The sequence below is a fragment of the Corynebacterium nasorum genome (assembly GCF_032821635.1).
GTDB classification, from domain to species: Bacteria; Actinomycetota; Actinomycetes; order Mycobacteriales; family Mycobacteriaceae; genus Corynebacterium; species Corynebacterium kefirresidentii.
In genome coordinates this window covers 104755-129838 of sequence record NZ_JAVBIE010000005.1, presented here as the reverse complement: position 1 = coordinate 129838, position 25084 = coordinate 104755, and the positions used below count along the sequence as shown (strand labels likewise).

The 25084-nt window shown below is 59.4% G+C and carries 17 protein-coding genes and 1 tRNA gene; 6 read left to right on the top strand and 12 right to left on the bottom strand.

Annotated elements, in window-relative coordinates:
- Nucleotides 1–15 precede the first annotated feature (15 nt).
- Both RAE07_RS06010 and RAE07_RS06005 read left to right on the top strand, forming a co-directional pair.
- The gene (locus RAE07_RS06010) at nucleotides 16–1887 is read left to right on the top strand and encodes a site-specific DNA-methyltransferase (RefSeq protein WP_317001532.1); all 1872 of its coding nucleotides are present in this window, start codon (nucleotides 16–18) and stop codon (nucleotides 1885–1887) included.
- Nucleotides 1888–1896: 9 nt separating this feature from the next.
- Nucleotides 1897–4830 carry a restriction endonuclease gene (locus RAE07_RS06005; protein WP_317001531.1) on the top strand — a complete coding sequence of 978 codons (2934 nt, stop codon included), beginning with the start codon at nucleotides 1897–1899 and terminating at the stop codon, nucleotides 4828–4830.
- A gap of 135 nt (nucleotides 4831–4965) precedes the next feature.
- Here the strand turns inward: RAE07_RS06005 and purL are convergent, their stop codons facing one another.
- From purL to purS, 3 genes are read right to left on the bottom strand one after another with little or no spacing between them, the layout of a single operon-like run.
- Nucleotides 4966–7275 (bottom strand): phosphoribosylformylglycinamidine synthase subunit PurL, encoded by a 2310-nt coding sequence (gene purL / locus RAE07_RS06000; RefSeq protein ID WP_317001530.1) that lies wholly within the window; start codon nucleotides 7273–7275, stop codon nucleotides 4966–4968.
- Nucleotides 7276–7288: 13 nt separating this feature from the next.
- Nucleotides 7289–7972: a phosphoribosylformylglycinamidine synthase subunit PurQ gene (gene purQ, locus RAE07_RS05995; protein WP_239236715.1), complete on the bottom strand. Its 684-nt coding sequence runs from the start codon at nucleotides 7970–7972 to the stop codon at nucleotides 7289–7291.
- Nucleotides 7973–8215, bottom strand: coding sequence for a phosphoribosylformylglycinamidine synthase subunit PurS (gene purS / locus RAE07_RS05990; protein WP_317001529.1), 243 nt, complete (start codon nucleotides 8213–8215; stop codon nucleotides 7973–7975).
- A 231-nt stretch (nucleotides 8216–8446) separates the two neighbouring features.
- Here purS and RAE07_RS05985 point away from each other — a divergent pair, with 231 nt between their 5' ends.
- Nucleotides 8447–11224 carry an ExeM/NucH family extracellular endonuclease gene (locus RAE07_RS05985; protein ID WP_317001527.1) on the top strand — a complete coding sequence of 926 codons (2778 nt, stop codon included), beginning with the start codon at nucleotides 8447–8449 and terminating at the stop codon, nucleotides 11222–11224.
- Nucleotides 11225–11437: 213 nt separating this feature from the next.
- On the opposite strand, the gene RAE07_RS05980 is transcribed toward RAE07_RS05985, so the two are convergent.
- The 5 genes from RAE07_RS05980 to purD all read right to left on the bottom strand — a co-directional run bounded on the left by RAE07_RS05980 (nucleotide 11438) and on the right by purD (nucleotide 18126).
- Entirely contained in the window at nucleotides 11438–12121 is a 684-nt protein-coding gene (locus RAE07_RS05980) for a DUF2334 domain-containing protein (protein ID WP_317001526.1), read from the bottom strand.
- A gap of 56 nt (nucleotides 12122–12177) precedes the next feature.
- Nucleotides 12178–14301: a S9 family peptidase gene (locus RAE07_RS05975; protein WP_317001525.1), complete on the bottom strand. Its 2124-nt coding sequence runs from the start codon at nucleotides 14299–14301 to the stop codon at nucleotides 12178–12180.
- A 52-nt stretch (nucleotides 14302–14353) separates the two neighbouring features.
- Entirely contained in the window at nucleotides 14354–15247 is an 894-nt protein-coding gene (locus tag RAE07_RS05970; RefSeq protein WP_317001524.1) for a phosphoribosylaminoimidazolesuccinocarboxamide synthase, read from the bottom strand.
- Between the two features lie 132 nt (nucleotides 15248–15379).
- Nucleotides 15380–16810 carry an adenylosuccinate lyase gene (gene purB / locus RAE07_RS05965; protein ID WP_200288657.1) on the bottom strand — a complete coding sequence of 477 codons (1431 nt, stop codon included), beginning with the start codon at nucleotides 16808–16810 and terminating at the stop codon, nucleotides 15380–15382.
- A gap of 41 nt (nucleotides 16811–16851) precedes the next feature.
- Nucleotides 16852–18126 (bottom strand): phosphoribosylamine--glycine ligase, encoded by a 1275-nt coding sequence (gene purD, locus RAE07_RS05960; RefSeq protein ID WP_034655982.1) that lies wholly within the window; start codon nucleotides 18124–18126, stop codon nucleotides 16852–16854.
- Nucleotides 18127–18161: 35 nt separating this feature from the next.
- Here purD and RAE07_RS05955 point away from each other — a divergent pair, with 35 nt between their 5' ends.
- Nucleotides 18162–18593, top strand: coding sequence for an HIT family protein (locus RAE07_RS05955; protein WP_023019885.1), 432 nt, complete (start codon nucleotides 18162–18164; stop codon nucleotides 18591–18593).
- Here RAE07_RS05955 and RAE07_RS05950 read toward each other — a convergent pair.
- From RAE07_RS05950 to RAE07_RS05940, 3 genes are all read right to left on the bottom strand, one after another.
- Nucleotides 18590–20095: a sensor histidine kinase gene (locus tag RAE07_RS05950; RefSeq protein WP_317001523.1), complete on the bottom strand. Its 1506-nt coding sequence runs from the start codon at nucleotides 20093–20095 to the stop codon at nucleotides 18590–18592. The genes RAE07_RS05955 and RAE07_RS05950 overlap by 4 nt on opposite strands.
- A 12-nt stretch (nucleotides 20096–20107) precedes the next feature.
- The gene (locus RAE07_RS05945; RefSeq protein ID WP_023019887.1) at nucleotides 20108–20812 is read right to left on the bottom strand and encodes a response regulator transcription factor; all 705 of its coding nucleotides are present in this window, start codon (nucleotides 20810–20812) and stop codon (nucleotides 20108–20110) included.
- A gap of 186 nt (nucleotides 20813–20998) precedes the next feature.
- Nucleotides 20999–22744: a pyruvate dehydrogenase gene (locus RAE07_RS05940; protein ID WP_248100165.1), complete on the bottom strand. Its 1746-nt coding sequence runs from the start codon at nucleotides 22742–22744 to the stop codon at nucleotides 20999–21001.
- Nucleotides 22745–22916: 172 nt separating this feature from the next.
- Between RAE07_RS05940 and RAE07_RS05935 the strand changes: the two genes are divergently transcribed.
- A complete protein-coding gene (locus RAE07_RS05935; protein WP_317001522.1) occupies nucleotides 22917–24428 on the top strand; it encodes an MFS transporter in 1512 nt (503 codons plus the stop codon).
- Nucleotides 24394–24975, top strand: coding sequence for a TetR/AcrR family transcriptional regulator (locus tag RAE07_RS05930; RefSeq protein WP_317001521.1), 582 nt, complete (start codon nucleotides 24394–24396; stop codon nucleotides 24973–24975). The genes RAE07_RS05935 and RAE07_RS05930 overlap by 35 nt, the downstream gene beginning before the upstream one ends.
- On the opposite strand, the gene RAE07_RS05925 is transcribed toward RAE07_RS05930, so the two are convergent.
- A tRNA-Thr gene (locus RAE07_RS05925) sits at nucleotides 24975–25047 on the bottom strand. The genes RAE07_RS05930 and RAE07_RS05925 overlap by 1 nt on opposite strands.
- Nucleotides 25048–25084: the final 37 nt, after the last annotated feature.

Below are 25084 nucleotides of genomic sequence, written 5' to 3'. Positions count from 1 at the left end.
GTCAAAGGGAAAACAATGAGCGAAGAACGAGATATAATCAACGAAGTTCCTGGCAGCAGCCCCGAGTTCCGTACCGAGCTGGCCGAGCAGATCGCCGAATTGGCACCCGAAGCGATTGCTGACGGCAAGATTGACGTAGAGAAACTCAAGGAGCTGCTCGAGGGCGACGCCTCAGACACCAGCGAACGCTTCGGCCTGTTTTGGCCTGGCAAGAAGCGCGCTATGCGCGCAGCACAAACCCCGACGACTGCAACGCTTCGCCCGGATAAGAAAAACTCGAAAGACTGGGACACGACAAAGAACGTATTCATCGAGGGCGACAACCTCGAAGTGCTGAAGATTCTGCAGAAGCACTACCACGGCAAGATCAAGATGATTTACATCGATCCGCCGTACAACACCGGCAAAGACTTCGTGTACCCCGATAACTACAAGGAAGGCCTCGAGACCTACCTCGAATGGTCCAAGCAAGTCAACGAGGACGGCACGAAGCTGTCGTCCAACTCAGAGTCCGAGGGCCGGTACCACTCCAACTGGCTCAACATGATGTACCCGCGGCTGAAGTTGGCTAGGAACCTCTTGACTGATGATGGTGTGATCTTCATTTCAATTGATGACAATGAAGCAGCACACCTTCGTAAGTTGCTCGATCAAATCTTCGGCGAAAATAACTTCGTGGCTGCCATAAACCATAAAGCTCGAGGATCTGTTTCCAACGACAAGATCGTCTCACCAAATCATAATACTATTTACTTGTACGCACGCCGCTTCGACCTAATTTTTGACATGAGAAAAGGAATTGGCCTCGATCCAGATTTATCTGGTTTTGATCATGAAGATGCACGTGGTGCGTATAAATTTGTCCCGGTAGATGGTCCGGGCGGCGCCAGAAAAGGTAATCCGTATTATGAGTTTTTGGGAGTCGAAGGATACTTCAGGTATTCAAAGCAAACAATGCAAGAACTGCATGATGCTGGAGAAGTTGTAAAACGCGGAAATACTTTGCAGCGCAAATACTACCGGCAGGATGCTGCACAAAAGCGTAAGACAGATACCACTTGGTGGGATACTGCTGGTTACACTTCCAGTGCCACGTCAGCGCTTAAAAAGCTACTAGGAGGAGCTTTTTTCGATAGCCCTAAACCTGTTTCATTAATAGAGCGAATGCTTACTCAGTTCACCGAGAATGACGCACTTGTGCTGGACTTCTTTGCAGGTTCGGGCACAACCGCCCATGCTACAGTTCAGCTGAATGCAAAAGATGGAGGAAACCGCAAATTTATCTTGGTGCAGCTGCCGGAGCCCACGCCGGAAAAATCCGAAGCAAGTAAATCAGGTTTCAAAACAATTCCTGAGATCTCACGTCAGCGTTTGTTACTAGCTAGCGAGCAGATTGAAAATGAGCTTGGCGAGCAATTGGCCAAGCGCGACGAACCGCTAGACACCGGCTTCCGCTCCTACAAGCTCGCCGACACCAACTTCACCAAGTGGTGCACCGACTCTGATACCGACGCGACTGTGCTCGAACAACACCTGCTGGATCTCCGAGAAAGCGCCGACGACAACGCCACCCCTGATGACCTTCTCACCGAGATCCTGCTCAAGCAGGGCCACTCGTTGGTCGAGCAGATTCGTGACCGCGATATCGATGGTCTGTCGTATAAAGCGGTAGTTCGAGTCGATGACGAAGACGGTGAAGAAGACACCCTGGTGCTCGCGTACCTTGACGAACACACCAAGCCGACCCTGTTACAGCTTCGTGAGGCTATGGAGGTCAAGCCAGCTCAGTTCATCATGCTCGAGGATGCGTTCCAAGGCGACGACGAGCTGAAAACCAACCTGGCACAAATCTGCAAGACCAACGGCATTGAGCTCTGGACGGCGTAAAGGATCAACATGAAATTCAAGTTTGATGCCAAGCAGCAGTACCAGGTTCAAGCGATTGATTCCGTCACCGACTTGTTCGAAGGTCAGCCGAACGACGCCGGGGACTTTCTCACATCGTTTCACACCGAACGAGTTCTGCCAGAGACCAGCAACCAAGCGCTTGACCTAGATCTAAGTGAAGAGGTTGGAGCCGTCGGCAACAACTTTTTGTTGGATGAAGCAACTGTGCTCGAGAACCTCAAGGTTGTGCAGAACGGACAGGGGCTTGAACCTGCAAAAGAGCTTGTTGACGGCCTCCAGTTCGACATCGAGATGGAGACAGGCACCGGCAAAACCTATGTGTACCTTCGCACGATTTTCGAGTTGGCAGAGAAGTATAACTTCACCAAGTTCGTCATTCTTGTGCCCAGCGTTGCTATCCGCGAAGGCGTGAAAACAAGCATCGAGCTGATGCACGACCACTTCCGCCAGCTATACCCCGCGTCCCCGTTTGACTACATGGTCTACAGCGGCAAAAACGCTGAGGAAGTGCAATCCTTTGCAACGTCGACAAGCATTCAGATCATGATCATGACGATCGGCTCGGTGCGTGGTCGCGGAAACAACTTGATCATGAACCAAACCCGGGACAAGCTCAACGGGTTACGGCCGATCGATTTCCTGCGTGCAACACGGCCAATTCTGATCATGGACGAACCGCAGAACATGGAATCTGAACTATCCAAAACAGCGCTAGCAGGCATGGATCCGGCGTTCATTCTTCGCTACAGTGCGACGCATCGCGAAACGCGAAACCTTACCTACCGTTTGGATCCGGTAGATGCTCATGAGCTAGGCTTGGTCAAACAGATCGTTGTTGCTGAAGCGACAGAGCATGGTGGCGACGCCAAGCCTTACATCAAACTTCTTTCCATCGATAGCAATCCGTGGCAGGCGAGCCTCGAGTTGGTGTGCCGTAAGAAGGACGGATCCCTAGCCCGCCAGGTGAAGAAGGTGAAGCAGAACCAAGACCTCGAGAAGGTCACTGGCAACTCCGCCTACGAAAACAACTGGCGAATCAATGAAATCAACCTCGACGGTCCTGGCTTCATCGAGCTAACCAACCACGGAATTCTCCAAGTCGGCGAAACGATCGGCGGCAACGACGAGACCGTGTACCGCGAAATGATCCGCGAAACCATCCGCGAGCACTTCCGCAAAGAATCGCTGATGCGCCCGCTCGGCATCAAGGTACTGAGCCTCTTCTTCGTAGATAAAGTGGCCAGCTACTTGGGAGACGGCACCGACAACACCACTGCCGACGGCAAGTTTGCCCAGTGGTTCGACGAGCTCTTTATTGAGGAACGAGACCGATTCCCGAAGTACAAAGACCTTTTGCCACAAGAGCCGATTGAGCTGCGTCGCGCGTACTTCTCTCAGATCAAAAAAGGCGTATACGGCGACACCTCGGGTGTCACAGCCAAGGATGACGACTCCTACGACCTCATCATGAAACACAAAGCCCGGCTGCTGAGCGAAGACGAACCTGTTCGCTTCATCTTCTCCCACTCCGCTCTACGCGAAGGCTGGGACAATCCGAACGTTTTCCAAATCTGTACTTTGCGCGAAATGGGCTCCGAGACCGAACGCCGCCAAACAATCGGACGTGGTCTGCGACTGCCCATTAACCAGAGCGGCGAGCGTGTAGCGGACCGTTCCGTAGCTCAACTCACCGTCGTCGCTAATGAGTCCTACCAAGAGTTCGCCACTAACCTCCAAAAGGAATATAAGAAGGCCGGAGTGGCGATTGGGTACATCCGCAAAGGCGACTTTGCCAAGCTGCCGAAACCCGACACGGAGGAGCAAATAAACTTGGGCTACACCGAGTCCGCCGAGCTCTGGGACCATCTGAAACAACGTGGCTTTCTTAACAAAGACGGCTTCGTCACAGCGTCCTTCACCCCGGACGCCGACGACTTCTCCCTCGGCCTGGATGCAGAATACAGCCCCGTAGAAGAATCGGTCATCGAGGTACTGCGCCGAGCGAAGATTGAGCACTACGTAAAACCAAAGCGCGATCGAACTACTCGCAAGCTGAACAAGCGGCTGTACTTTCAGTCGCGCGAGTTCGAAGAATTTTGGGAGAAGATCAGCCAACGCACGTCCTACAGCGTCTCAGTTGATCGCGATGTACTGATAAAGAGCGCGGTGCGGAAGATCAAGAAAGCTGAAGAGATCGCGCCCCTTCGTATCGAAGTGAAGAAAGCCCGACTGACCGTTGCCCGCGGTGGCGCCAAAGGCTCAGAAACAAGCAGCCGCACAGCCGAGCTACGAGGCGGGTACAAGTTGCCGGATATCGTATCCGAACTCCAAGAAGCCACATCGCTCACCCGTAAGACGATCATCGACATCCTCATGCAGAGTGACCGCCTCGACGAGTTCATCTCAAACCCGAACGACTACATCAAGATGGTCAAAGGCATCATCGAGGCCGAACTCGCCGCAATCGTCACCGAAGGCGTCCAATACGAAAAGATCGGCGGCAGCGTGTACTCGCTCACCGAACTTCAGCAAGACGACATCGAAGAAAAGCAATACTTCCTGGACAACTTGTACAAGGTCAAAAACCGAGAGAAAACCGACTACGACTTCGTTGTCTACGACTCTGAAGTAGAGCGCCGGTTCGCCGAACTCCTCGACGAACGCGAAGACATCAAACTGTTCCTGAAGCTGCCGCCGAAGTTCAAGATTGATACTCCGGTCGGGCCATACAATCCCGACTGGGCAATCGTGAAACAGGTGGACGGGGAAGACAAGCTGTACATGATCCGCGAAACCAAGAGCACGATGGTCGAGCATCTCCTGCGCACAACTGAGCAGGCCAAGATCGATGCCGCCCACGAGCACTTCAAGACAATCGGGGTTGACTACGCGAAGGCTGCCCCGGGGAATTGGAATATTTAGAATGACAAAGGCCCATGATTCTGAACTACTCCCCACTAATCGGTAACTGATTTCTCAGTCCAACTAATGGGAAGCAATTCCGAAGCTGGGCTTTTCGTGCTTCCACGTCATTGGGCGACGGGAATGGGCAGCGGTTTACTCCACCACGGAGTTAGCACCCACGGCATGGTCGAAGAGATCCGGCAGGGTGGCGGACCAGGCAGAGACCAGCTGGGAGATGGCGACGGATTCGCCGCCGAGGGTCAGTGCGCCGGTTTCGGTGGTCTCACCCACTATGGCGGCTGGGATGCCCAGCTCGCCGGCGCGGGCAAGCACCTGATCGGCGCGGTCGGCGGTGGTGGCCACGAGCACGCGGGAGGCAGACTCGGAGAAGGCGGCGACAAATTCATCCTCGTGGACTGCCGAAAGGTCCAGGTTGAGGCCGAGGCCGGCGCCGTCGGCAGTCGCACCAGCGCGCTTAGCCATCTCAAAAGCGGCTACTGCTAGGCCACCTTCGGACAGGTCATGCGCGGCGGTAAGCAGCTCATTGCCGTGGAAGAACTCGGCCAGGCGCTTCTCGTTGGCCATGTCCACCTGCGGCGGCAGGCCATTGAGGGAGGAAGCATCGGAAGTATCGGCGCTTACCTGTTGCCAGATGGAGCCGCCGAACTCGTCCTTGGTCTCACCGAGGGCGATAAGTATTTCCTTTTCGCCCACGGTGCCCAGCTCGTTGCCGATGGCCTTGTGCACGTCATCGATAACGCCCAGCACGCCAACCACCGGGGTGGGCAGGATTGGCTCCTCGCCGGTCTGGTTGTAGAAGGAGACATTGCCGCCGGAGACGGGGATGGAAAGCTCCACGGCGGCGTCGGCAAGCCCATGCACCGACTCGCGGAACTGCCACATCACGTCGGGGTTTTCCGGGGAACCGTAGTTCAAGCAGTTGGTAATCGCGACGGGCTTCGCACCGGTGACGGCGACATTGCGATAAGCCTCCGCCAGCGCGAGGCGGGCGCCCATATTTGGATCCAGCTTGGTGTAGCGGCCGGAAGCATCGGCGGAAACAGCCACGCCGCGGCCGGTCTCCTCATCAATGCGCAGCACACCGGCATCCGCGTGGTGGGACTGGACGGTGTTGCCACGCACGTAGCGGTCATATTGGTTCATGATGAAATCGCGTGAGCACAGCGACGGGGAGGAGACGAGCTTCTGCAGGGATTCCACCAGACCACGCTTGTCGGTGCCCTGGTACTTCTGCAGCTCGTCCTGCCACTCCGGGCGGGCATAGGGGCGCTCGTACACAGGAGCCTCGTCCGCGATGGTGCCGGCGGGAGCATCCACGACGACCTCACCCTGGTGGCGGATAACCAGGTGATTACCCTCGGTGACCTCGCCGATCTCGGCGCAGGTTACATCCCAGTGCGCGCAGATTTCGCGGAACTTCTCCACGTTCTCCGGAGACACAACGGCGCACATGCGCTCCTGGGACTCGGAGGCGAGGATCTCGGCCGCGGTCATATCCTTCGCACGCAGCGGAACATTATCGAGGTTGACCTCCATGCCGCCATCGCCGGCCGCTGCCAGCTCCGAGGTAGCACAGGCCAAGCCCGCACCGCCGAGATCCTGGATACCTACGACCACGCCGGCGTGGTAGAGATCCAGGCAGCACTCGATAAGCACCTTCTCTGCGAAGGGGTCGCCTACCTGTACGGCCGGCAGCTTGCGCTCGGCGCCGTCCTCGAAGGTATCGGAGGCTAGCACGGAAACACCGCCAATGCCGTCCAAACCGGTGCGGGAGCCGAAGAGCATGACCTTATTGCCCTTGCCGGACGCAAAGGCCAGCTTGAGGTCCTCCACCTTGAGGGTGCCCACACACAGGGCGTTGACCAGTGGGTTACCCGCGTAGGTCTCATCAAAGACGGTCTCGCCACCAATATTGGGCAAACCCAGGGAGTTTCCGTAGCCGCCAATGCCGGAGACCACGCCGGGCAGGACGCGCTTGGTATCGGGGGCGTCGGCAGGCCCAAAGCGCAGCTGGTCCATCACGGCAATCGGGCGGGCGCCCATGGCCATGATGTCGCGCACGATGCCGCCCACACCGGTGGCCGCGCCCTGGTAGGGCTCCACGTAGGACGGGTGATTGTGGGACTCCACGCGGAAGGTCACCGCGTTGCCGTCTCCGATGTCCACCACGCCGGCGTTCTCACCGATGCCAGCGAGGATCTTCTCCCCCATCTCCTCAGTCATGGTCTCGCCAAAATAACGCAGGTGCGTCTTGGAAGACTTATAGGAGCAGTGCTCGGACCACATAACGGAGTACATGGTCAGCTCCGCATCGGTAGGGCGGCGGCCCAAGATATCGTGGATGCGCTGGTACTCGTCATCCTTCAGGCCGAGCTCCGCGTAGGGTTGCTGCTCATCCGGGGTGGACTGTGCCTTTTCTACGGTGTCATTATGAACGGTCATTAAAGTGGCCTCCTTAAACCGCCGGCGCCTGGGCGACGGCCTTGATGGCGGATACGAAAAGTCCCAGTCCGTCGGTGGATGGGCCGGTCAACGTGTCAATGGCGTGCTCTGGGTGCGGCATAAGGCCCACGATGCGGCCAGACTCATCGCTGACACCGGCAATGCCGTTGACAGAGCCGTTGTAATTATCGGTATAGCGGAAGACCACGCGGCCCTCGCCCTCGATGCGGGCAATGTCATCATCACCGGCCTGGAAGCGGCCCTCACCGTGCTTGGCCGGCACCAGAATCTTCTGGCCCTGCTCAAACTCACTGGTCCACGCGGTAGTGGAATTTGCCACCTCGAGGTAAGTATCGGTGCAGTGGAAGTGCAGGCCCTTATTGCGGGTCAGCGCGCCCGGCAGCAGGCCCGCCTCGGTCAAAATCTGGAAGCCATTGCAAATGCCAAGCACCGGCATGCCCTGCTTCGCACGGTCAATAACGGACTGCATTACCGGCGCCAGCGCGGAAATAGCGCCCGAGCGCAGGTAGTCACCATAAGAAAAACCGCCCGGCACTACTACCGCATCCACGCCGTGCAGATCGCTATCTGCGTGCCAGAGGCTTTTCACCTCTGCACCGGCGGTGCGGGCTGCGCGAGCGGCATCCACATCATCCAGGGTTCCGGGGAAAGTGATTACTCCGATTGTTGCGGTCACTTACTTGACCTCCAGCCCAACAACCTCGTGATCCTCGATGACGGTATTGGCCAGCAGTGTGGCGGCTACCTTATCGAGGTCCTCTGCGGTAACAGAGTCATCGACCTCGATTTCGAAGCGCTTTCCCTGGCGCACATCGCTGACACCGGATACCCCGATGCGACCCAGCGCGCGGACGACGGCTTGGCCCTGCGGATCCAGAATCTCCGCCTTGGGCATGACATTGACAACTACACGAGCCATGAAAATATTGCCTTACTGTATGGGGCTTTGGTCTGCGCGGCTTAGTTTAGTTGGCACCCCCGGCTTTTACCTAGACTCACCCCCGCAGTGTGGGTTTCACCCCGCTTGGGCAAACTCTACGTGAACCTCAAACAACGCTCTGGCAAACTCCGGCGTGCGCTCCACCCCGCCCCGGCGCGGCGATCTACTAATAGACATCGCACACTATCGCTCTCATTTAAGGTTGAATCTATGTCTTCTCGTCGCCTAGGTGCGCTGGCGCTCGCCACCGCCTTGTCTACTGCCGCCCCTGCTGTACCCACTGCCACGGCTGCCACCGACGGTTCCGCCGCAGTCATCTCCGAGGTCTACGGGGGCGGTGGCAATAAGGGCGCTGCCTTCACCCATGACTTCATCGAGCTCTATAACCCCACCGATGCCCCGATTGACCTGAGCGGCTATACCGTGGAGTATTTCTCCGCCTCCGGCAACACGGGCGGCAAGGTAGTGCTTTCGGGCACCATCGCCCCGCATGGCTACTACCTCGTGCAGGGAGCGGCCGGCAATGGAGCGGGCGATGCACTGCCTACCCCAGACGCCGAGGGCAACCTCAACATGTCCGGTTCCAAGGGCTCCGTGCAGCTTGCCGACGCCACCGGAACCCCCATCGATGCCATCGGCTACGGCGCCACTTCCCTCAAGGAGGGCACCGCTGCCGCGGGTCTGTCCAATGCCAAATCCGCCTCTCGCGACGCCGAGGGCACCGATACCGATGACAATGCCGCCGACTTCACCACCGGCGCCCCTACCCCGACTAACGCCGGTAATGAGGCTCCCTCCCCTCAGCCTGAGGATCCGGCCGAGCCCGAGCAGCCAGCTCCCGAAGGCGTGACCGCCATCGCGGATATCCAAGGCACCGGCGCTGAGTCCCCGCTCAAGGACCAGACCGTTACCACCGAGGGTGTTGTCACCGGCGTGTGGAGCGAGGGTGGCCTCAATGGCTTCACCATCCAGACGGGCGGGACCGGTGCCGAAGCTACCGACGCCTCCCAGGCCCTCTTCGTGTACATGGGCGATAAGCCAGCCGACCAGTACCCGGACCTCGCGGATTCCGTTGCGGTCACCGGCAAGGTCTCCGAGTTCTACGGTTCCACCCAAATCACCGCCGCCGAGGTCACGCAGCTCGATACCCCGCTAGAGAAGGTCACCCCACTGAAGGTCGACCAGCTTCCCGATGGCAACGAGGCCCGCGAGCCCTTCGAGCACATGCTCATCCAGCCCGGCGAGCACACCGTAACCAATAACTACGCCCTCAACCAGTACGGCGAGATTGGCCTTGCCCCTGGCAAGGAAGCCTTCCGCCAGCCTTCCGATATCTTCTCCCCTTCCACGGATCCCAATTCCGATATCCAGAAGCTGACCAAGGACAACGCCGATAAACTGGTCACCTTGGACGATGGCCGCACCCGCGATTACCTCAAAACCGACCAGGAAACCCCGCTGCCATATATCGCCCAGGACGATGCCCACACCATCAAATCCCTGCGCACCACCGATACCGTCTCTTTCCAGCACCCGGTCATCGTAGGCTTTTCTCACGAGCAGTGGCGCTTCCAGCCCACCACCCCGGTTACCGGCAACACCGCGGGCGCAGACCTGCCCATCTCTTGGGAGGACTCCCGCGAGGCTGAGCTGCACGCCATCGATGACGTCAAGGGCGAATACACCATCGGCGCCTTCAACGTTTTGAACTACTTCACCTCCCTGGGCGAGGAACTCGGCGGCAGCGCCTACACCGACCGCGAGGGCAATAAGGTCACGGTCAACCGCGGTAAGACCCGCGGCGCCTATACCCAATCCGCACTCGCGGACCAGGAACGCAAGATTGTCGCGGCCATCAACGGCCTCGATGCCGATGTCATCGGCCTTTCCGAAATCGAAGATGGCTACGCTGTCACCGGCGACTTTGCCCAGCGCGATAAGGCACTCAAGCACCTGACGGAAAAGCTCAATGAGGCCGCTGGTTCCGATAAGTGGGCCTTCGTTCCTTCCCCGTCCAAGGACGCCGTACCGGACTCCCCGGATGTCATCCGCACCGCGTTTATCTACCACAAGGATGTGGTGAAGCCTGTCGGCGAGTCCCGCATCTTCCAGGACGATCGCTTCACCGGCACCGCCCGCGAGCCTCTTGCCCAGGAATTCCAACCGCTAAAGGAGGGCGAGGAGTCCTTCGTTGCCGTGGCCAACCATTTCAAGTCCAAGGGCTCGGTGGCCAAGGGCGATGCCGATTCCGGCGATGGCCAGGGCAATAACCCGAACGTGCGCAACGCGCAGGCACAGGCCGTCCTCGATGCCCTCCACAAGCAGGAAGACTGGAAGGATAAGCCACTTTTCGCCCTAGGCGATTTCAATACCTATACCCACGAGACCGCGCTCGACGTCTTCCGCAACGATGGCTTTACCGTGCCCGCCGAAAAATATGGTGCCGATCCCTCCTACCAGTTCTCCGGCCTGCTTGGCACCTTGGATCACGTGCTAGCGAACGAGATAGCCACCGGCACGCTTGACGACGCCCAAGTCTGGAACATCAATGCCGACGAACCCGTCGCCTTCGAGTATTCCCGCCGCAACTACAATATCGTCGACTTCTACGATGACTCCCCGTTCCGCGCTTCTGACCATGATCCAGTCAAGGTCGGTTTCACCCTCGGTGCGGACGACTCCGCCGGCCAGCCGGACGATCCAGCGGATGACCCGGCAGATGATCCGGTGGACAAGCCTTCCGATGAGCCTTCCGATAAGCCAGAGGACAAGCCCGCGGAAAAGCCAGGTAACCCTGGCTCCGGTTCCAACTCCAGCACTAGCTCCGTCGGCGCCGGTATCGCCGCTGCCATCGCGGCTATCGCCGGCCTCGTCGCCATCCCCGGCTTCCTCGCTGTGACCGGTAATCTCCAGAAGGCCATCCCGGCCCCGATCTGGGGCATGCTGCCTAAGGAAGTAAAGAACTTCATCACCAGCCTGCAGCGCTAATCGCCCACAGACGCAGACCCCGCTCGCTTCGGAGAAGTCCCAAGCGTGCGGGGTCTTAATTTTTGCGATTTCAACGATTTCGTCCATCTAAAACACTACAACCGTTGACGGAAACAGGGTTTTAGATGGACGAAATCGTGCTACCGGACATAGACACCACCAACCATCCCCGCCACTCTTGTTCGCAGAACCTCTGACGAGGGAATGCGCTCCCTATTTTGGCAGGAAGGCGCCATAATCGGCAGGGGTCGCCCCAGCGTTAATAGCCCGGTCGGCAGCTTTGACGAAGTCATGGATCACCTTGCGGTCATCTAGGTTGCGGCCGGACACGGACAGGCGAACGGTATTGCCGCGCTGCGCGGACCGCTCTGCTGCACGAATGATGTTCTTGCGCCACCACTTAGCGGAGCCAAAGCCCTCGCCAAAGGACAAGTTACGGGCCTGGTGGAATTTGCCGGAATTGATCTGCAAAACACCGCGGGTAGAGGCTGCCACCTCAAACTTAAACTGTGGCAATACCTGCAGGGTGCCGGGAGACATGCGCCAGCGCGGCGGGGCGAAAATTGTGGGTTCGAAGCCGATCTTGGCCATCTGACGGGTCGCACCCGCGAGTCGCAGCTTTGCCTCGTGGGAGTCGAGATTCGCAAACTCTGCACGACGTCCCTGCACCGAGCGGTCGAAACCGTTGAGGATGAGTATGCGGCCGGCATCGGCTTGGTCTCGGAGCCAGCTTTTGGTGTCTTTATCTTTCGCAAGGTGCCAGTTGCCGTCGATATGCGGGGCAATAAGCAGGGAAACAGGAATCTCCTCTCGATCAAGGATCGAGAGGAGCCGGCTAGCCTGCTTCCGTGTGTCATCAAAGATGCTGGAGATCGATACCAGAAGGTGGCCATTCATAAGAAAAATTATCGCACAGGAATTTAGGATTCGCGCGCTGGCCCCCTATCCGGGTTTTACTTCTCCAGACCAGTGGCCTTATTGATCGTCCACGCATACTCGAAGGCGTTTTGGCGCCACTTTTCATAACGGCCGGACACTCCACCGTGGCCTGCAGCCATTTCAGTTTTGAGCAGGAACTCACCGCCGGTGGCCGTCGCCCGCAGCTGGGCAATCCACTTGGCCGGTTCAACGTAGAGCACGCGGGTATCGTTTAGCGAGGTAATAGCCAGGATGTCCGGGTAGTCTTTGGCCTCAATATTCTCGTACGGCGAGTAGGACTTCATGTAGTCATAGACCTCAGGATCGTGGTACGGGTCGCCCCACTCCTCCCACTCAGGCACGGTAAGCGGCAGTTCCGGCATGAGGATCGAGGTCAGAGGATCCACGAACGGAACAACGGCTTGGATGGCGGTAAAGCGGTCTGGGGCCATATTGGCGATTGCACCCATAAGCATTCCGCCGGCCGAACCGCCCTCGGCCACCATTTGGTCTGCGGTGGTCACGCCTCGGGCGATGAGGTCATCAGCGACGTCGATGAAGTCGGTAAAGGTGTTTTTCTTCTTAAGCATTTTGCCGTCGTCATACCAGGTGCGCCCCATCTCGCCGCCGCCGCGTACATGGGCAACCGCAAAAATCATGCCGCGGTCCATCAGGGACAGGCGGGTCACGGAGAAGGCCGGATCCACGCTGACCTCATAGGAGCCATAGCCGTAGAGCAGAGTCGGATTCGGCTGGGTGCGGTCAAGATCGGCGCGATGGACAATGGAGACGGGGATGTCGGTGCCGTCGGCAGCCGTGGTCCACAGGCGATAAGCTACGTAATCATCCGGGTTATAGCCACCGGGAACCTCTTGCTCCTTGAGCAGGGTGTACTCGCCGGTGTCCACGCGGTAGTCGAAAAGCTGGGCGGGCTGGGTAAAGGACACATAGCTTACGCGAAGCACCGGCGCGTCCCACTCCGGGTTACCAGATACGGAAACGGTGAAGAGCTCTTCGTTGAAGTTGAGCTCTTCGAATTCGCCAAAGCCGTCATTAATGCGCATGATGGCGGCACGGCCAATGCCACCGCGACGGTAACCCACCACAATTTGGTCGCGGTAGGTATCCACGCCCTCGATGCGGGTGGTTTCCTTATGAGGCAGCAGCGCGGGCAGATCCCGGAGAGCGGGCAGCTCGCCGTCGGCCTTGGTATAGCCCACCTCGAAGTTGGGGCCGGTGGCATTGTGGGTGACAATCCAGTAGTCCTCGCCTTTGACGACGGCGTGATCGACGTCGTAGTCCACGCCGGATTCTCGCTCCCACAGCAGGCGGAAGTCCCCCTCGGGGTTGTCTTCTTCGAGCACCCATACCTCAGAGGTCACCTTGGAGCTTATGCCAAGGAAGAGGTACTTATCAGAGCGGGCGCTGCCGATGCCCACGTTAAAGTGCTCATCTTCTTCCTTAAACACCTGCACGTCCTCGGACTGCGCGGTGCCTACCTTGTGGCGCCAAATGGTATCGGGACGCCATGCATCGTCGACGGTGGTGTAGAAAATAAAGCCGTCTCCGGCCCAGGTAGCGCCGTAAAAGATGCCCTCTAGGTGGTCGTCGAGAAGCTCGCCGGTCTCTAGGTCCTTGATGTAGAGCTCAAAGCGCTCATCTCCGGCAAAATCCACCGAATAGGCTAGGTAGCGGCCAGAATCAGAGATGGAGGCGGCACCGAGCGCGAAGAAGTCCTTCCCCTCGGCCAACGCGTTGGCGTCAAGGATAATCTCTTCCCCGTCCGGGGTGCCTTCCTCCGGGATAACCGGGGCGGTCCAGGGGTCGGACCCCTCCTCTACTGGAAGGCGGCAGGAATAACCGTAGCTCTTACCTTCCTCAGTGCGGCCGTAGTACCAGTAATCGCCGCGGCGGGAGGGCACGGACATATCAGTCTGTTTGATGCGGGACTTAATCTCCTGGAAGATATTCTCCGTCATCTCCCCCAAGTGCGCGGTCTTCGCCTTGGTGTAATCATTTTCGGCGTTGAGGTAATCCAGGGTTTCCTGGGATTCCTTATCGCGCAGCCACTCGTAGTTATCCACGAACTCCCGGCCGTGGAAGGAACGGGTCACGGGGTGGACGGCGGCTACGGGGGCGGAAAGATTCTCGTTGCTCATGCCGTCCCACTGTACGCGTGGCACCCCGTGGTGCGGGAGCTTCGGCGGGGAGTTAGTCCTCGGGCGAGAGGAAATCAGCGAAAAGCTTGCCGGACAGCCGCTCGTAGGCCTCGATGTAGCGCAGGCGGGTGGCGGAAACGACGTCGGCAGGCAGCTGAGGTGGGGTGCCGTCGGCGGCTTGGTCCCATCCGGAGGCGTCGGAAGTCAGCCAATTGCGTACATACTGCTTGTCGAAGGATGGCTGAACCTCGCCCTCGACATAAGAATCAGCCGGCCAGTAGCGGGAGGAATCTGGGGTGAGGACCTCATCGGCCAGCACGAGCGTACCGTCCTGGTCGAGGCCGAACTCGAACTTGGTATCGGCGAGGATGATGCCCTTTTCCTCCGCAAGCGCGGCGGCCGTGGAGTAGATGCGCAAGGTGGCCGCGCGTAGCTCCTCGGCGCGCTCGGCGCCTAGCTTGTCCACCACGTAGTCGAAGGACACGTTCTCATCGTGCTCGCCCTGTTCCGCCTTGGTGGCCGGGGTGAAGATGGGCTCGGGCAGGCGGGAAGCCTCCACGAGGCCATCTGGCAGCTCGATGCCACACACGGTGCCATTGGCCTTGTACTCCTTCAAACCGGAGCCGGTGAGAAAGCCGCGGGCCACACACTCGAAGGGCAGCATGTCCAATTTCTTGACTACCATCGCGCGGCCGAGGCACTCGGCAGGGATGCGCTCATCATCGAGCGGGCCGGCCAGGTGGTTGGGAAAATCGATGGAATCGAAGAAGAACTTCGAGGTCGCGGTCAGCACGCGACCTTTATCCGGGATGGCCGGCTCTAAGGCGTGGTCGTAGGCGGAGATGCGGTCCGAAACCACCATCAGCAGGGTGTTTTCGTCTACATCGTAGATATCGCGGACCTTGCCGGAGGCAAGATGGGTATAAGAAGAAAGCTCAGGACGCATGACTTTCATTCTAGCGCCCAGGGGTGGCGAGTAGGTTTCGATCAAATAAGCCCCGGAATCCGCCGGGATCCGGGGACTATTTGATCGAAATGCGAAGGGGCTGGAATTGCGAAGGGAGCCGGAAAATGCGGGCTAGAGGATTTCGCCCGGGGTATAGGCGGCGGCCTTGGGGTGCTCGCCTACCAAGGCGTTAATGCGGTTGAGCACCTGGTTGACCTGGGACTCGGCAGCGCCGATGAAGGCGTGCTTATCGGCCAGGGCGGCCTCGAGGTCGGACTCGTCCATGGGCAGGCGGTCATCGGCAGCAAGGCGCTGGACCAAGTCCTGCTCGCCGCCGTTTTCGCGCATATTAAGCGCAACGGCTACGGCGTTTTCCTTGATGACCTCGTGGGCAGTCTCGCGGCCCACGCCGGCACGCACGGCCGCCATGAGGATGCGGGTGGTAGCCAGGAAGGGCAGGTAGCGCTCCAATTCGCGGTCAATCATGGCGGGGAAGGCACCGAACTCGTCGAGGACGGTGAGGAAGGTTTCGAATTGGCCGTCGAGGGCAAAGAAGGCGTCGGGAAGCGCGACGCGGCGGACGACCGAGCAGAAGACATCGCCTTCGTTCCACTGCTGGCCGGCCAGGTCTGCGGCCATGGTGAGGTAGCCGCGGAGGATGACCTGCAGGCCGCCGACGCGCTCGCAGGAGCGGGCGTTCATCTTGTGCGGCATGGCAGAAGAGCCGACCTGGCCTTCCTTGAAGCCTTCGGTGACGGTCTCATTGCCGGCCATCAGGCGGATGGTGGTGGCCAACGAGGACGGGGCGGCGCCGAGCTCCACTAGGGCGGAGATGGCGTCGAAGTCGAGGGAGCGTGGGTAGACCTGGCCCACGGAGTTGAAGATGCGGTGGAAGCCCAGGTAATCCGCGATGGCGGTCTCCAGGGAGGCAAGTTTGTCTTCGGAGCCGCCCATGAGATCCAGCATGTCTTGGGAGGTGCCCATCGGCCCCTTGATGCCGCGCAGCGGGTAGCGCGCGAGAAGGTCTTCGACACGCTCGATGGCCAGCAGCATCTCATCGCCGGCCGTAGCAAAGCGCTTGCCCAGGGTGGTGGCCTGCGCGGCCACGTTATGGGAGCGGCCGGCCATAACCAGAGACTGGTACTCGGCGGCATGACGGCCGATGCGGGAGACCACGGCAATGGCCTTATCGCGGATGATCTCCAGCGAGGTGTGGATTTGCAGCTGTTCCACGTTCTCGGTGAGATCACGGCTGGTCATGCCCTTGTGGATATGCTCATAACCGGCCAACGCATTGAACTCCTCGATGCGGGCCTTCACATCGTGGCGGGTCACGCGCTCGCGCTCCGCGATGGACTCGAGGTTCACGTCTTCCACCACGGCCTCGTAGGCATCGATGGCTTTGGAGGGGATGTCTACGCCCAAATCCTTTTGGGCGCGCATAACCGCAATCCAGAGCTTGCGTTCCAGGATGATTTTATGCTCCGGGCTCCAGATGCTGGACAGCTCTGCGGAGGCATAGCGGGAGGACAGGACGTTGGAAATCTTCTTCTTTTCAGCCACGTGACTATTATTCCATGCCTGCCCCACCGCGGGGTGAAGGGTTAGAGAGAAATCTCACCGTCTTCTGCTCGCTTGCCGATGTCCCGGCGGACAAAACCACCCGCAAACTCGATGCCGTCGACGGTGGCGTAGGCGTCTGCTCGCGCTTCAGCCAGCGTGGATCCCTTTCCCAGCACGCTAAGCACGCGACCGCCCGCGGTGTGGTAGGCCCCGTCTGTGTGAACGGTGCCGGCGTGCAGGACGCGTTGCGGATCATCCAGCGCAGCTCCGGAGATGGCATCGCCCTTGCGCGGGGAGGCCGGGTAGCCTTCTGCCGCCATGACTACGATAACGGCGAAGCCATCCTCCCATTCCAGCGGCGCGAGCTCGGCCAGGGTGCCAGTCGCGGTGGCGTGGAGGGCCTCTGCTAGTGGGGACTTGAGAAGGGAAAGCACGGCCTGGGTCTCGGGATCGCCGAAGCGGCAGTTGAACTCGACTACGGCCGGGCCTTCTTCGCCCCACGCCAAGCCGGCATAAAGCAGGCCGGAATATGGGGTGCCGCGGCATACCATCTCCTTGGCCACAGGGACGCAAACCTCGTCCACGATGCGCTGCACGCCCTCCTCCGGCAGCCACGGCAACGGGGTGTACGCCCCCATGCCGCCGGTATTGGGGCCTTCGTCGTTGTCATAGGCGCGCTTGTGGTCCTGAGCTGGCAGCAGCGGGACGACGGTCTCGCCGTCAACCAGGCAGAAAAGCGAAATTTCAGGTCCATCGAGGAAAGACTCCAGCAACACCGGATTGCCGGCGGCAAGGACGGTATCTACGTGAGCGCGGGCAGCGGCGCGGTCCGCGGTGACCACCACGCCTTTGCCGCCGGCAAGACCATCGTCTTTGACCACAAACTGTGGGCCGAAGCGGTCGAGCGCGGCCTCAATGTCTTCCTCGGCCGCACCTGGGCGCAGCTGTTCCGCGCGAGCGGTCTTAACGCCTGCCGCCTCCATGACGTCCTTGGCAAAGGCCTTGGATCCCTCGATCTGGGCTGCTTCCTTGCTGGGGCCGAAGACCGCGATGCCGGCGGCGCGCAGGGCGTCTGCCACGCCAGCAACGAGCGGCACCTCGGGACCGATGACGACGAGATCTGCGGCGATATCCCGGGCCAGTTCTACCATGCGATCCACGTCATCTACCTGGGAGTATTCCGGGTGGACCGTGGCGAGAGTGGACATGGCCGCGCTGCCCGGCGCGGCGTGGATTTCGGTGCTCTGGGGGTCGGCGGACAGGCCCTTCACAAGGGCGTGTTCACGGCCGCCCGAACCAATTACGAGAATGCGCATGCCCACCATCATAACCAGCGGGTAGCCTGGCACACATGGCTTCTGTATTTAGCAAGATCATTAACGGTGAACTACCCGCTCGCTTTGTCTACCGCGATGAGACCTGCGTGGCTTTCCTCTCCATCGAGCCGCTGCGCTACGGCCACACCCTGGTCGTGCCCATCGAGGAAGTAGATAAGTGGACCGACCTGGATCCGCAGACCTGGGCCCACCTCAACGAGGTCGCCCTGGAAATCGGCGGTGCCATCAAGACCGCGTTCAATACCCCGCGCACTGGCTATATCATCGCCGGATTCGACGTCCCGCATACCCACATCCATCTCTTCCCTACCGAGAAGATGGAAGAGTATGACTTTGCCAAGGCCTTCGACGCCGATAACACCGACGATGCCGCGATGGATGAGGCGGCCGCCCGCATCCGCCAGCACCTGGGCTGCAACGAGGAAGGCTTTCGGGAGGAGGACTAGGACTCAGAGGGGGCGACGGCAAGCGCGGGCAGGCGCACCGTAAAGGTGGTGCCGCGGCCGAGCTCGGAGTCGACGCTAATGCTGCCATCGTGCTGTTCCACTAGGGAGTGCACGATGGCCAAGCCCAAGCCGGAACCGCCGGTATCGCGGGTGCGCGAGGTATCCGCGCGGTAGAAGCGCTCGAAGATATGCGCCGCATCTTCTTTGGACATGCCTTTGCCATCATCGATGACATCGATCAGCACGTCATTGGCTTCACGGCGCAGGCGCAGCGTCACCGTGGCCCCCTCGCCGCCGTGGCGGATGCCATTGGTCACTAGGTTAAGCAGCACCTGGTGCAGGCGGCTGGCATCACCATTGACCACGGGGATGGACTTGGCATCATTGGCCACCGAAATCTCGCGGCCGGGGAAGGCCGCACGCGCGGACGAGCCTACGGACAGGGCCAGTTCCAATAGATCCACCGGACGCAGGTCGAGGCGTGTACCCTCGGCGCGGGTAAGCGCCAGCAAATCCTCCACCAGCAGGGACATGCGCTTCGATTCATCATCGATCTTAGAAAAGACCATGTCCACGTCCTTGGTGGCACCGGAGCGATAAAGCTCGGTATAGCCGCGCAGGCTAGTAAGCGGCGTGCGCAGCTCGTGCGAGGCATCACCTACGAAGCGGCGCATCTGTTCCTCTTTGTCCTGCGCACGCACGACGGAGCGCTGTAGCTGCCCCAGCATAATATTGAGCGCGGCGGCCAGCTGGCCCACCTCGGTATGCAGCGGCCACTTGGGAACGCGCTTGTCCAGGTCGCCCGCCGCGATTTCCGACGCCGTCTTTTCCACCACCCGCAGCGGCCGCAACGCCCTGCGGATAAACCAGAAACCCACGGCCGCAATGGCGGCCAAGGCGATGGCGGCGATGGTCACCTGCACCATCGCCAGGCCGTGCAGGATTTCCTTTTCATGGGTCATATCCTTAGCGATGACCGTGATGACGCCATTAGAATCCGCAAAAGCCAGCGCGCGCCACTTGGTATTGTTCTCGATGGACCCAACGGTGGTGGGATAGCCGCCAAGCGGGATATTCTCCGCATTCGGTGTGGTCGAAGACGGCCCCGAATAGCGGATGGTGCCATTGGGCAGGTAGTTCAGCACCACGTATTCGGTAGGCGGGCGCTTAGTGTGATCACCGATAAAGAAGTCATTGCTGATATCGCGTGCCCACGTAGTCGATGCGGAGCGCAGCTCATCATCGACGTTATTAAAGAGCACATTGCGCATAATGGAGTTCACCGCAAAGGACGAGCCTGTAATACCCAGCCCAGAGACTACGACAAGGAGGATGACCAACCACGTACGCAGCGGCATTGCCTGCGGAATCTGGGAAAACATCCGCCGCTTGGAGGACTTGTCCTCCCCCTCGTCTTGCCCTAGGCCTTCATGCCACATGGATTGCGGGCGCGCTGCCGCTGGCGCAGGCGCCTGGCCCTGGGTCTCCTGTGAATCTTCCATTACCACAGCACTTTAGGAGCGCGGGGTGCGCAGTACATAACCCACGCCGCGCACGGTGTGGATCAACTGGGTATCGCCCGTATCAATCTTGCGGCGCAGGTAGGAGATATAGGACTCGACCACGTTGCCATCGCCGCCGAAATCGTAGTGCCACACGTTATCCAAAATCTTGGACTTAGACAGCACCACTTCTTTGTTCTGCATGAGGTAGCGCAGCAGATTGAACTCGGTGGGGGAAAGCTCGATGAGCTCACCGGCCTTGGTGACCTCATGGGTGTCATCATTAAGCGTCAAATCTGCGTAGCTCATGGTGGCGTCGTTGGTGGATTCTTCCGCCGCACCACCGCGGCGCATGATGACGCGCAGGCGGGTGATGACCTCTTCCAAGCTAAATGGCTTGGTCACATAATCATCCGCACCGATGGTCAGGCCGTGGATGCGCTGGTCCACCCCATCCTTTGCCGTGAGGTACAGCACCGGGCCGTCCAGCCCCTCCTGACGCAGCTTTCCTAGCAGCTCGAAGCCGTCCATGCCCGGCATCATCACGTCCAGGATGTAGGCATCAGGGTTTACCTCACGGGCTACGCGCAGCGCCTCGTGGCCGGAATTGGCGCTGAAGACCTCGAAGTTCTGGAACTTCAACGATACGGTGAGCAGCTCCACAATATTGGGCTCGTCATCGACGACAAGAACCTTGGCGAGTTTTTTGTCTTCCATGTTCTCCTCAGACTCCCTTAAAGGTTGCGAATTTCTATCACGCAATCATGACACGCTTGCTTCCCAGCCTACTGAAGAGTTTCTGGCTGAATCCTGTGAACATAGATGGTCGCCCTGGTCGCCGCAAAAGAAAACCACGCCCCTCCCCTAGTGAGGAAGAGCGTGGTAACTAACGCGGCGCGCTATTTAGAAGTCCTGCGGGCGTGGGATGTTGCGCAGGTTGGACTTTGCCATGGTGATCATCTGGCCCACACCACCGTCCAGAACGGTGCGGGTTGCAGCCTTGGAGAAGCCCATGAGCTGCTCGATGGTCAGCGTTGGTGGCAGGGACAGGGCGTTGGGGTCAGTAACGACGTCGATAAGAGCCGGGCCGTTGTAGGCCAACGCCTTCTTGATCTGCTCCGGAGCTTCCTTCGGATCCTCGATGCGGAAGTGCTTGATACCGGAAGCCTCTGCAATCTTGGCAAAGTTGACAGACTCGTGGTCGGTCTCGTGCTCCGGTAGACCCTGCACCAGCATCTCCAGCTTGACCATGCCCAGGGAAGAGTTATTGAATACGAACATCTTGATAGGCAGGTTGTGGAGCTTTACGGTCAGCAGCTCACCCATCAGCATGGATAGCCCGCCATCACCGGAGAAGGTGATGACCTGGCGACCAGGGTTAGCGGCCTGTGCACCCAGCGCCTGTGGCAGGGCGTTGGCCATGGTGCCGTGGCGGAAGGAGCCAATCTGCTCGCGCTTGCCGTTGGCAGTGATGTAGCGAGCGCCCCACACGTTGCACATGCCGGTATCGACGGTGAAGATGGCATCTTCATCCGCGTTCCTATCGATGAGGTCTGCAACGTACTCTGGGTGGATCGGGGTGTGCTTTTCCACGTTGGAGGTGTAGGCCTCCACGACGTGCTCCAGCTTGCCGTAGTGCTTCTTGAGCATCTTGTCCAAGAAGGAGCGGTCCTTCTTCTCATCCACGTGCGGCAGGATGTTCTCGATGGTAGCGGCTACATCGCCGGTAACCGGATAAGAAATCTTGGTGCGGCGGCCGATGTGGGAGCCGTTGATGTCCACCTGTGCCACATTGGCATCCGGCAGGAAGTCGTTATACGGGAAGTCGGTACCCAACAGGATGAGCAGGTCAGCCTCGTGGGTGGCCTCGTGTGCTGCGCCGTAGCCCAGCAGGCCGTTCATGCCCACATCGAATGGGTTCTCGTACTGGATGTACATCTTGCCACCCAGGGCGTGGCCGATAGGAGCCTTAATCTTCTCCGCCAGCTTCAGCACCTGTTCGCGGGCATCCTTGACGCCAGCGCCAACGAAGAGGGTGACAGTCTTAGCCTCGTTGATGGCCTGGGTCAGGGCCGCAGCCTCGGCTGGGTCTGGGAAGACAACCGGGCGACCGGTAGAGATCTTGGACTCCACAAAGGAGTCATCGTCGGCGTCCTGCATGGAGACGTCGCCCGGGATGACCAGCACGGAAACACCGTTGCCCGCCATGGTGGACTGAATGGCGTGGTGCAGGACAACACCGCCCTGCTCAGCGGAATTGACCATCTCGCAATAACCAGAGCACTCCTGGAAGATTGCCTCTGGGTGGGTCTCCTGGAAGAACTTGGAGCCGATCTGGCGGGATGGAATATGGGAAGCCAGTGCCAGAACCTTGGCGCCGTTGCGGTGGGCGTCATACAGGCCCTGGATGAGGTGAGTGTTGCCCGGACCGCAGGATGCAGCACATACTGCCAGCTTGCCGGTGGTCAGGGAATCTGCCTCAGCGGCGAAGGCTGCAGCCTCCTCATTGCGGACGTGAATCCACTCGATGGAGGAGCGACGAACTGCATCCACAATCGGATTCAGAGAGTCACCGACCAGGCCATAAATGCGCTCGACCCCCTGCTTTTCTAGGGTGTCAACTAGCTGTTCTGCATAGTTACGTGCCATTAATTATCATCCTTAACTCTTAATTGGTGCTAATACCACTGTGCTACTTACACCGCAGGAAAGTCCACTATTCTCCTATACACTCACACAGTGTCCCCAGCTGTGAGGAAGGTAATACTAACCTATCTTTGACTGTAAACTATAACGACCGTTCGGTACTGTTTACTCTGCTATGAGTATCCACCCGCCCCGCGCACGAAGCCTTACCGCTCCGGCCTCCACGGCCGCGCAGCGGTGGTCTTTCTGCGCCGTCATCTCTCTGGGGTTACTCATGGTTGGGCTGGATAATTCCATCCTCTACACCGCATTGCCGCAGCTATCGCAGCAATTGCATACCACCGATACCCAGCAACTATGGATTATCAACGCCTACGCGTTGGTACTCTCCGGTCTCCTTCTCGGTACCGGCACGCTAGGTGATCGCACCGGCCACCGGCGAATGTTCCTCATCGGTCTGGCCATTTTTGGCGGCGCTTCCTTACTCGCCGCCTATTCCCCCAGCGCCTGGACGCTGGTCCTAAGCCGGGCCTTCCTTGGCTGCGGCGCCGCCATCATGATGCCATCGAGCCTTGCGCTTATCCGCCTTACCTTTCCCGATGAGGTGGAGCGCAACACGGCCATTGGCATTTGGGGTTCCGTCGCCGTCATCGGCGCGGCGGCCGGCCCCACCGTGGGCGGCTTCTTTTTGGAGCACTTCTGGTGGGGCTCAGTATTCCTACTCAATGTCCCGGTCGTGGCCCTTGCCCTCGCGTTGACCTTGCTCCTAGCTCCGCCAAACGCCCCAAATCCCCTTAAACACTGGGACTTTCCTTCGTCCCTGTATTCCCTTATCACTCTTACCAGCCTGGTATTGGCCATAAAATCCCTGCCACACGCGTGGCCGGTGAGCGTCGCTGCGGCTGCCGTCTTCGTCTGCGGCGCGCTCGCCTTTGCCCACCGCCAGACCCGCTTGTCAGATCCCCTTCTGACCTTCGACATCTTTGGCTCCCGCGTCTTCAGCGGCGGGGCCTTAGCGGCCGGCGGCGCCATGTTCGGTATGTCCGGCCTGGAGCTACTCAGCACCCAAAAGCTGCAGCTTGTCGACGCCCTCTCACCCCTCCACGCCGGCCTTATCATCTCCGCCATGGCGCTATCTGCCATCCCTACCTCCATCCTGGGCGGCGCCACATTGCATCGCCTGGGATTCCTCCCGCTCATAAGCGGCGGATTCCTCCTTATGGCCACCGGCATGACCCTGCTGCTCGCAACCCGAGGCGAGACGCTTGCCCTACTCGTTGTCGCCCTCGTCCTCACCGGCCTAGGCGCGGGCCTTGCCATGTCCGTATCCTCAACCGCCATCATCAATGCCGCGCCCCTCCACCGCACCGGCATGGCCACTGGCGTAGAGGCGGTCTCTTATGAATTTGGCACCCTGATTTCCATTGCCCTGACCGGAACCCTCGTGCCTTTACTCATGGCCCGCGAACTCCCACCTCACCTCGCAGAACTAGGAACCGACGCGCTGCATCACCCCGCTTCCCACGCGACCGCCGCCAGCGCCTACAATGCCGGGTATCTTTCCACCATCGGTGGCCTGGCTTGCTTCGCCTTACTCCTAGCCGCGATAACCGCCTGGTGCTTCCGCGATAACCCCAAATCAGGAGATCCCCATGCCGCGAATCAACAAAAAGACCGCAGCCCTTGAAGCTGCGCTCGACATCATCGCCGCCGAGGATGTCTCCGGCCTTACCTATGACTCCCTGGCGCAGGCGACCGGCATGTCCAAGTCCGGTCTCATCTACCACTTTCCTACCCGCCACAACCTGCTGGTAAATTGTCACCGTTTTTGCGCTGAGCGCTGGGAAGAAGAGCTCGAGCAACTAGCCGGCGGCCACCCTGCCAGCGAGCTCAGCTTGGCCGAGCGCTCCCGCGCCTTGGTGCTCTCCATGGGCAAAAAGGATCCGCTCGTCAAGCTGCTGATGTGTGTGCACTCCCAGACTCACCCAGATTTTTCTGCCCAATGGGCAGATGTGGATGCACGGTGGATGGTGGATCCCTCCGCCGCCGAGACCGACGAGGATGACCTGCTCGTCATGTTGCTTAGTACGGGGCTGTGGGTGCACGATCACCTCAACCAGCGCAAGCTCTCCCCCGCTAACCGCCAACGCATGGTTGACCGGCTTTTTGGGCTTATTGATGCCCCACAAAACACCACGAAGGCTAGGCCCACGCTGGACCCAGCCTCCTTTTGAGCTGGAGACGAGACTTGAACTCGCAACCTACGCATTACAAGTGCGTTGCGCTACCAATTGCGCCACTCCAGCACCGCGGGAGATATCCCGCTCGTTGCATAGTACCCGA

Bases quoted from the DNA above. Each gene is read 5' to 3' on its own strand.
- RAE07_RS06010 (WP_317001532.1), top strand. From the start codon at position 16: ATGAGCGAAGAACGAGATATAATCAACGAAGTTCCTGGCAGCAGCCCC.
- RAE07_RS05975 (WP_317001525.1), bottom strand. From the start codon at position 14,301: ATGAGCAACGAGAATCTTTCCGCCCCCGTAGCCGCCGTCCACCCCGTG.
- purL (WP_317001530.1), bottom strand. From the start codon at position 7,275: ATGACCGTTCATAATGACACCGTAGAAAAGGCACAGTCCACCCCGGAT.
- RAE07_RS05950 (WP_317001523.1), bottom strand. From the start codon at position 20,095: ATGGAAGATTCACAGGAGACCCAGGGCCAGGCGCCTGCGCCAGCGGCA.
- RAE07_RS05930 (WP_317001521.1), top strand. From the start codon at position 24,394: ATGCCGCGAATCAACAAAAAGACCGCAGCCCTTGAAGCTGCGCTCGAC.
- RAE07_RS05955 (WP_023019885.1), top strand. From the start codon at position 18,162: ATGGCTTCTGTATTTAGCAAGATCATTAACGGTGAACTACCCGCTCGC.
- RAE07_RS05945 (WP_023019887.1), bottom strand. From the start codon at position 20,812: ATGGAAGACAAAAAACTCGCCAAGGTTCTTGTCGTCGATGACGAGCCC.
- purS (WP_317001529.1), bottom strand. From the start codon at position 8,215: ATGGCTCGTGTAGTTGTCAATGTCATGCCCAAGGCGGAGATTCTGGAT.
- RAE07_RS05970 (WP_317001524.1), bottom strand. From the start codon at position 15,247: ATGCGTCCTGAGCTTTCTTCTTATACCCATCTTGCCTCCGGCAAGGTC.
- RAE07_RS06005 (WP_317001531.1), top strand. From the start codon at position 1,897: ATGAAATTCAAGTTTGATGCCAAGCAGCAGTACCAGGTTCAAGCGATT.
- RAE07_RS05935 (WP_317001522.1), top strand. From the start codon at position 22,917: ATGAGTATCCACCCGCCCCGCGCACGAAGCCTTACCGCTCCGGCCTCC.
- RAE07_RS05940 (WP_248100165.1), bottom strand. From the start codon at position 22,744: ATGGCACGTAACTATGCAGAACAGCTAGTTGACACCCTAGAAAAGCAG.
- RAE07_RS05985 (WP_317001527.1), top strand. From the start codon at position 8,447: ATGTCTTCTCGTCGCCTAGGTGCGCTGGCGCTCGCCACCGCCTTGTCT.
- RAE07_RS05980 (WP_317001526.1), bottom strand. From the start codon at position 12,121: ATGAATGGCCACCTTCTGGTATCGATCTCCAGCATCTTTGATGACACA.
- purD (WP_034655982.1), bottom strand. From the start codon at position 18,126: ATGCGCATTCTCGTAATTGGTTCGGGCGGCCGTGAACACGCCCTTGTG.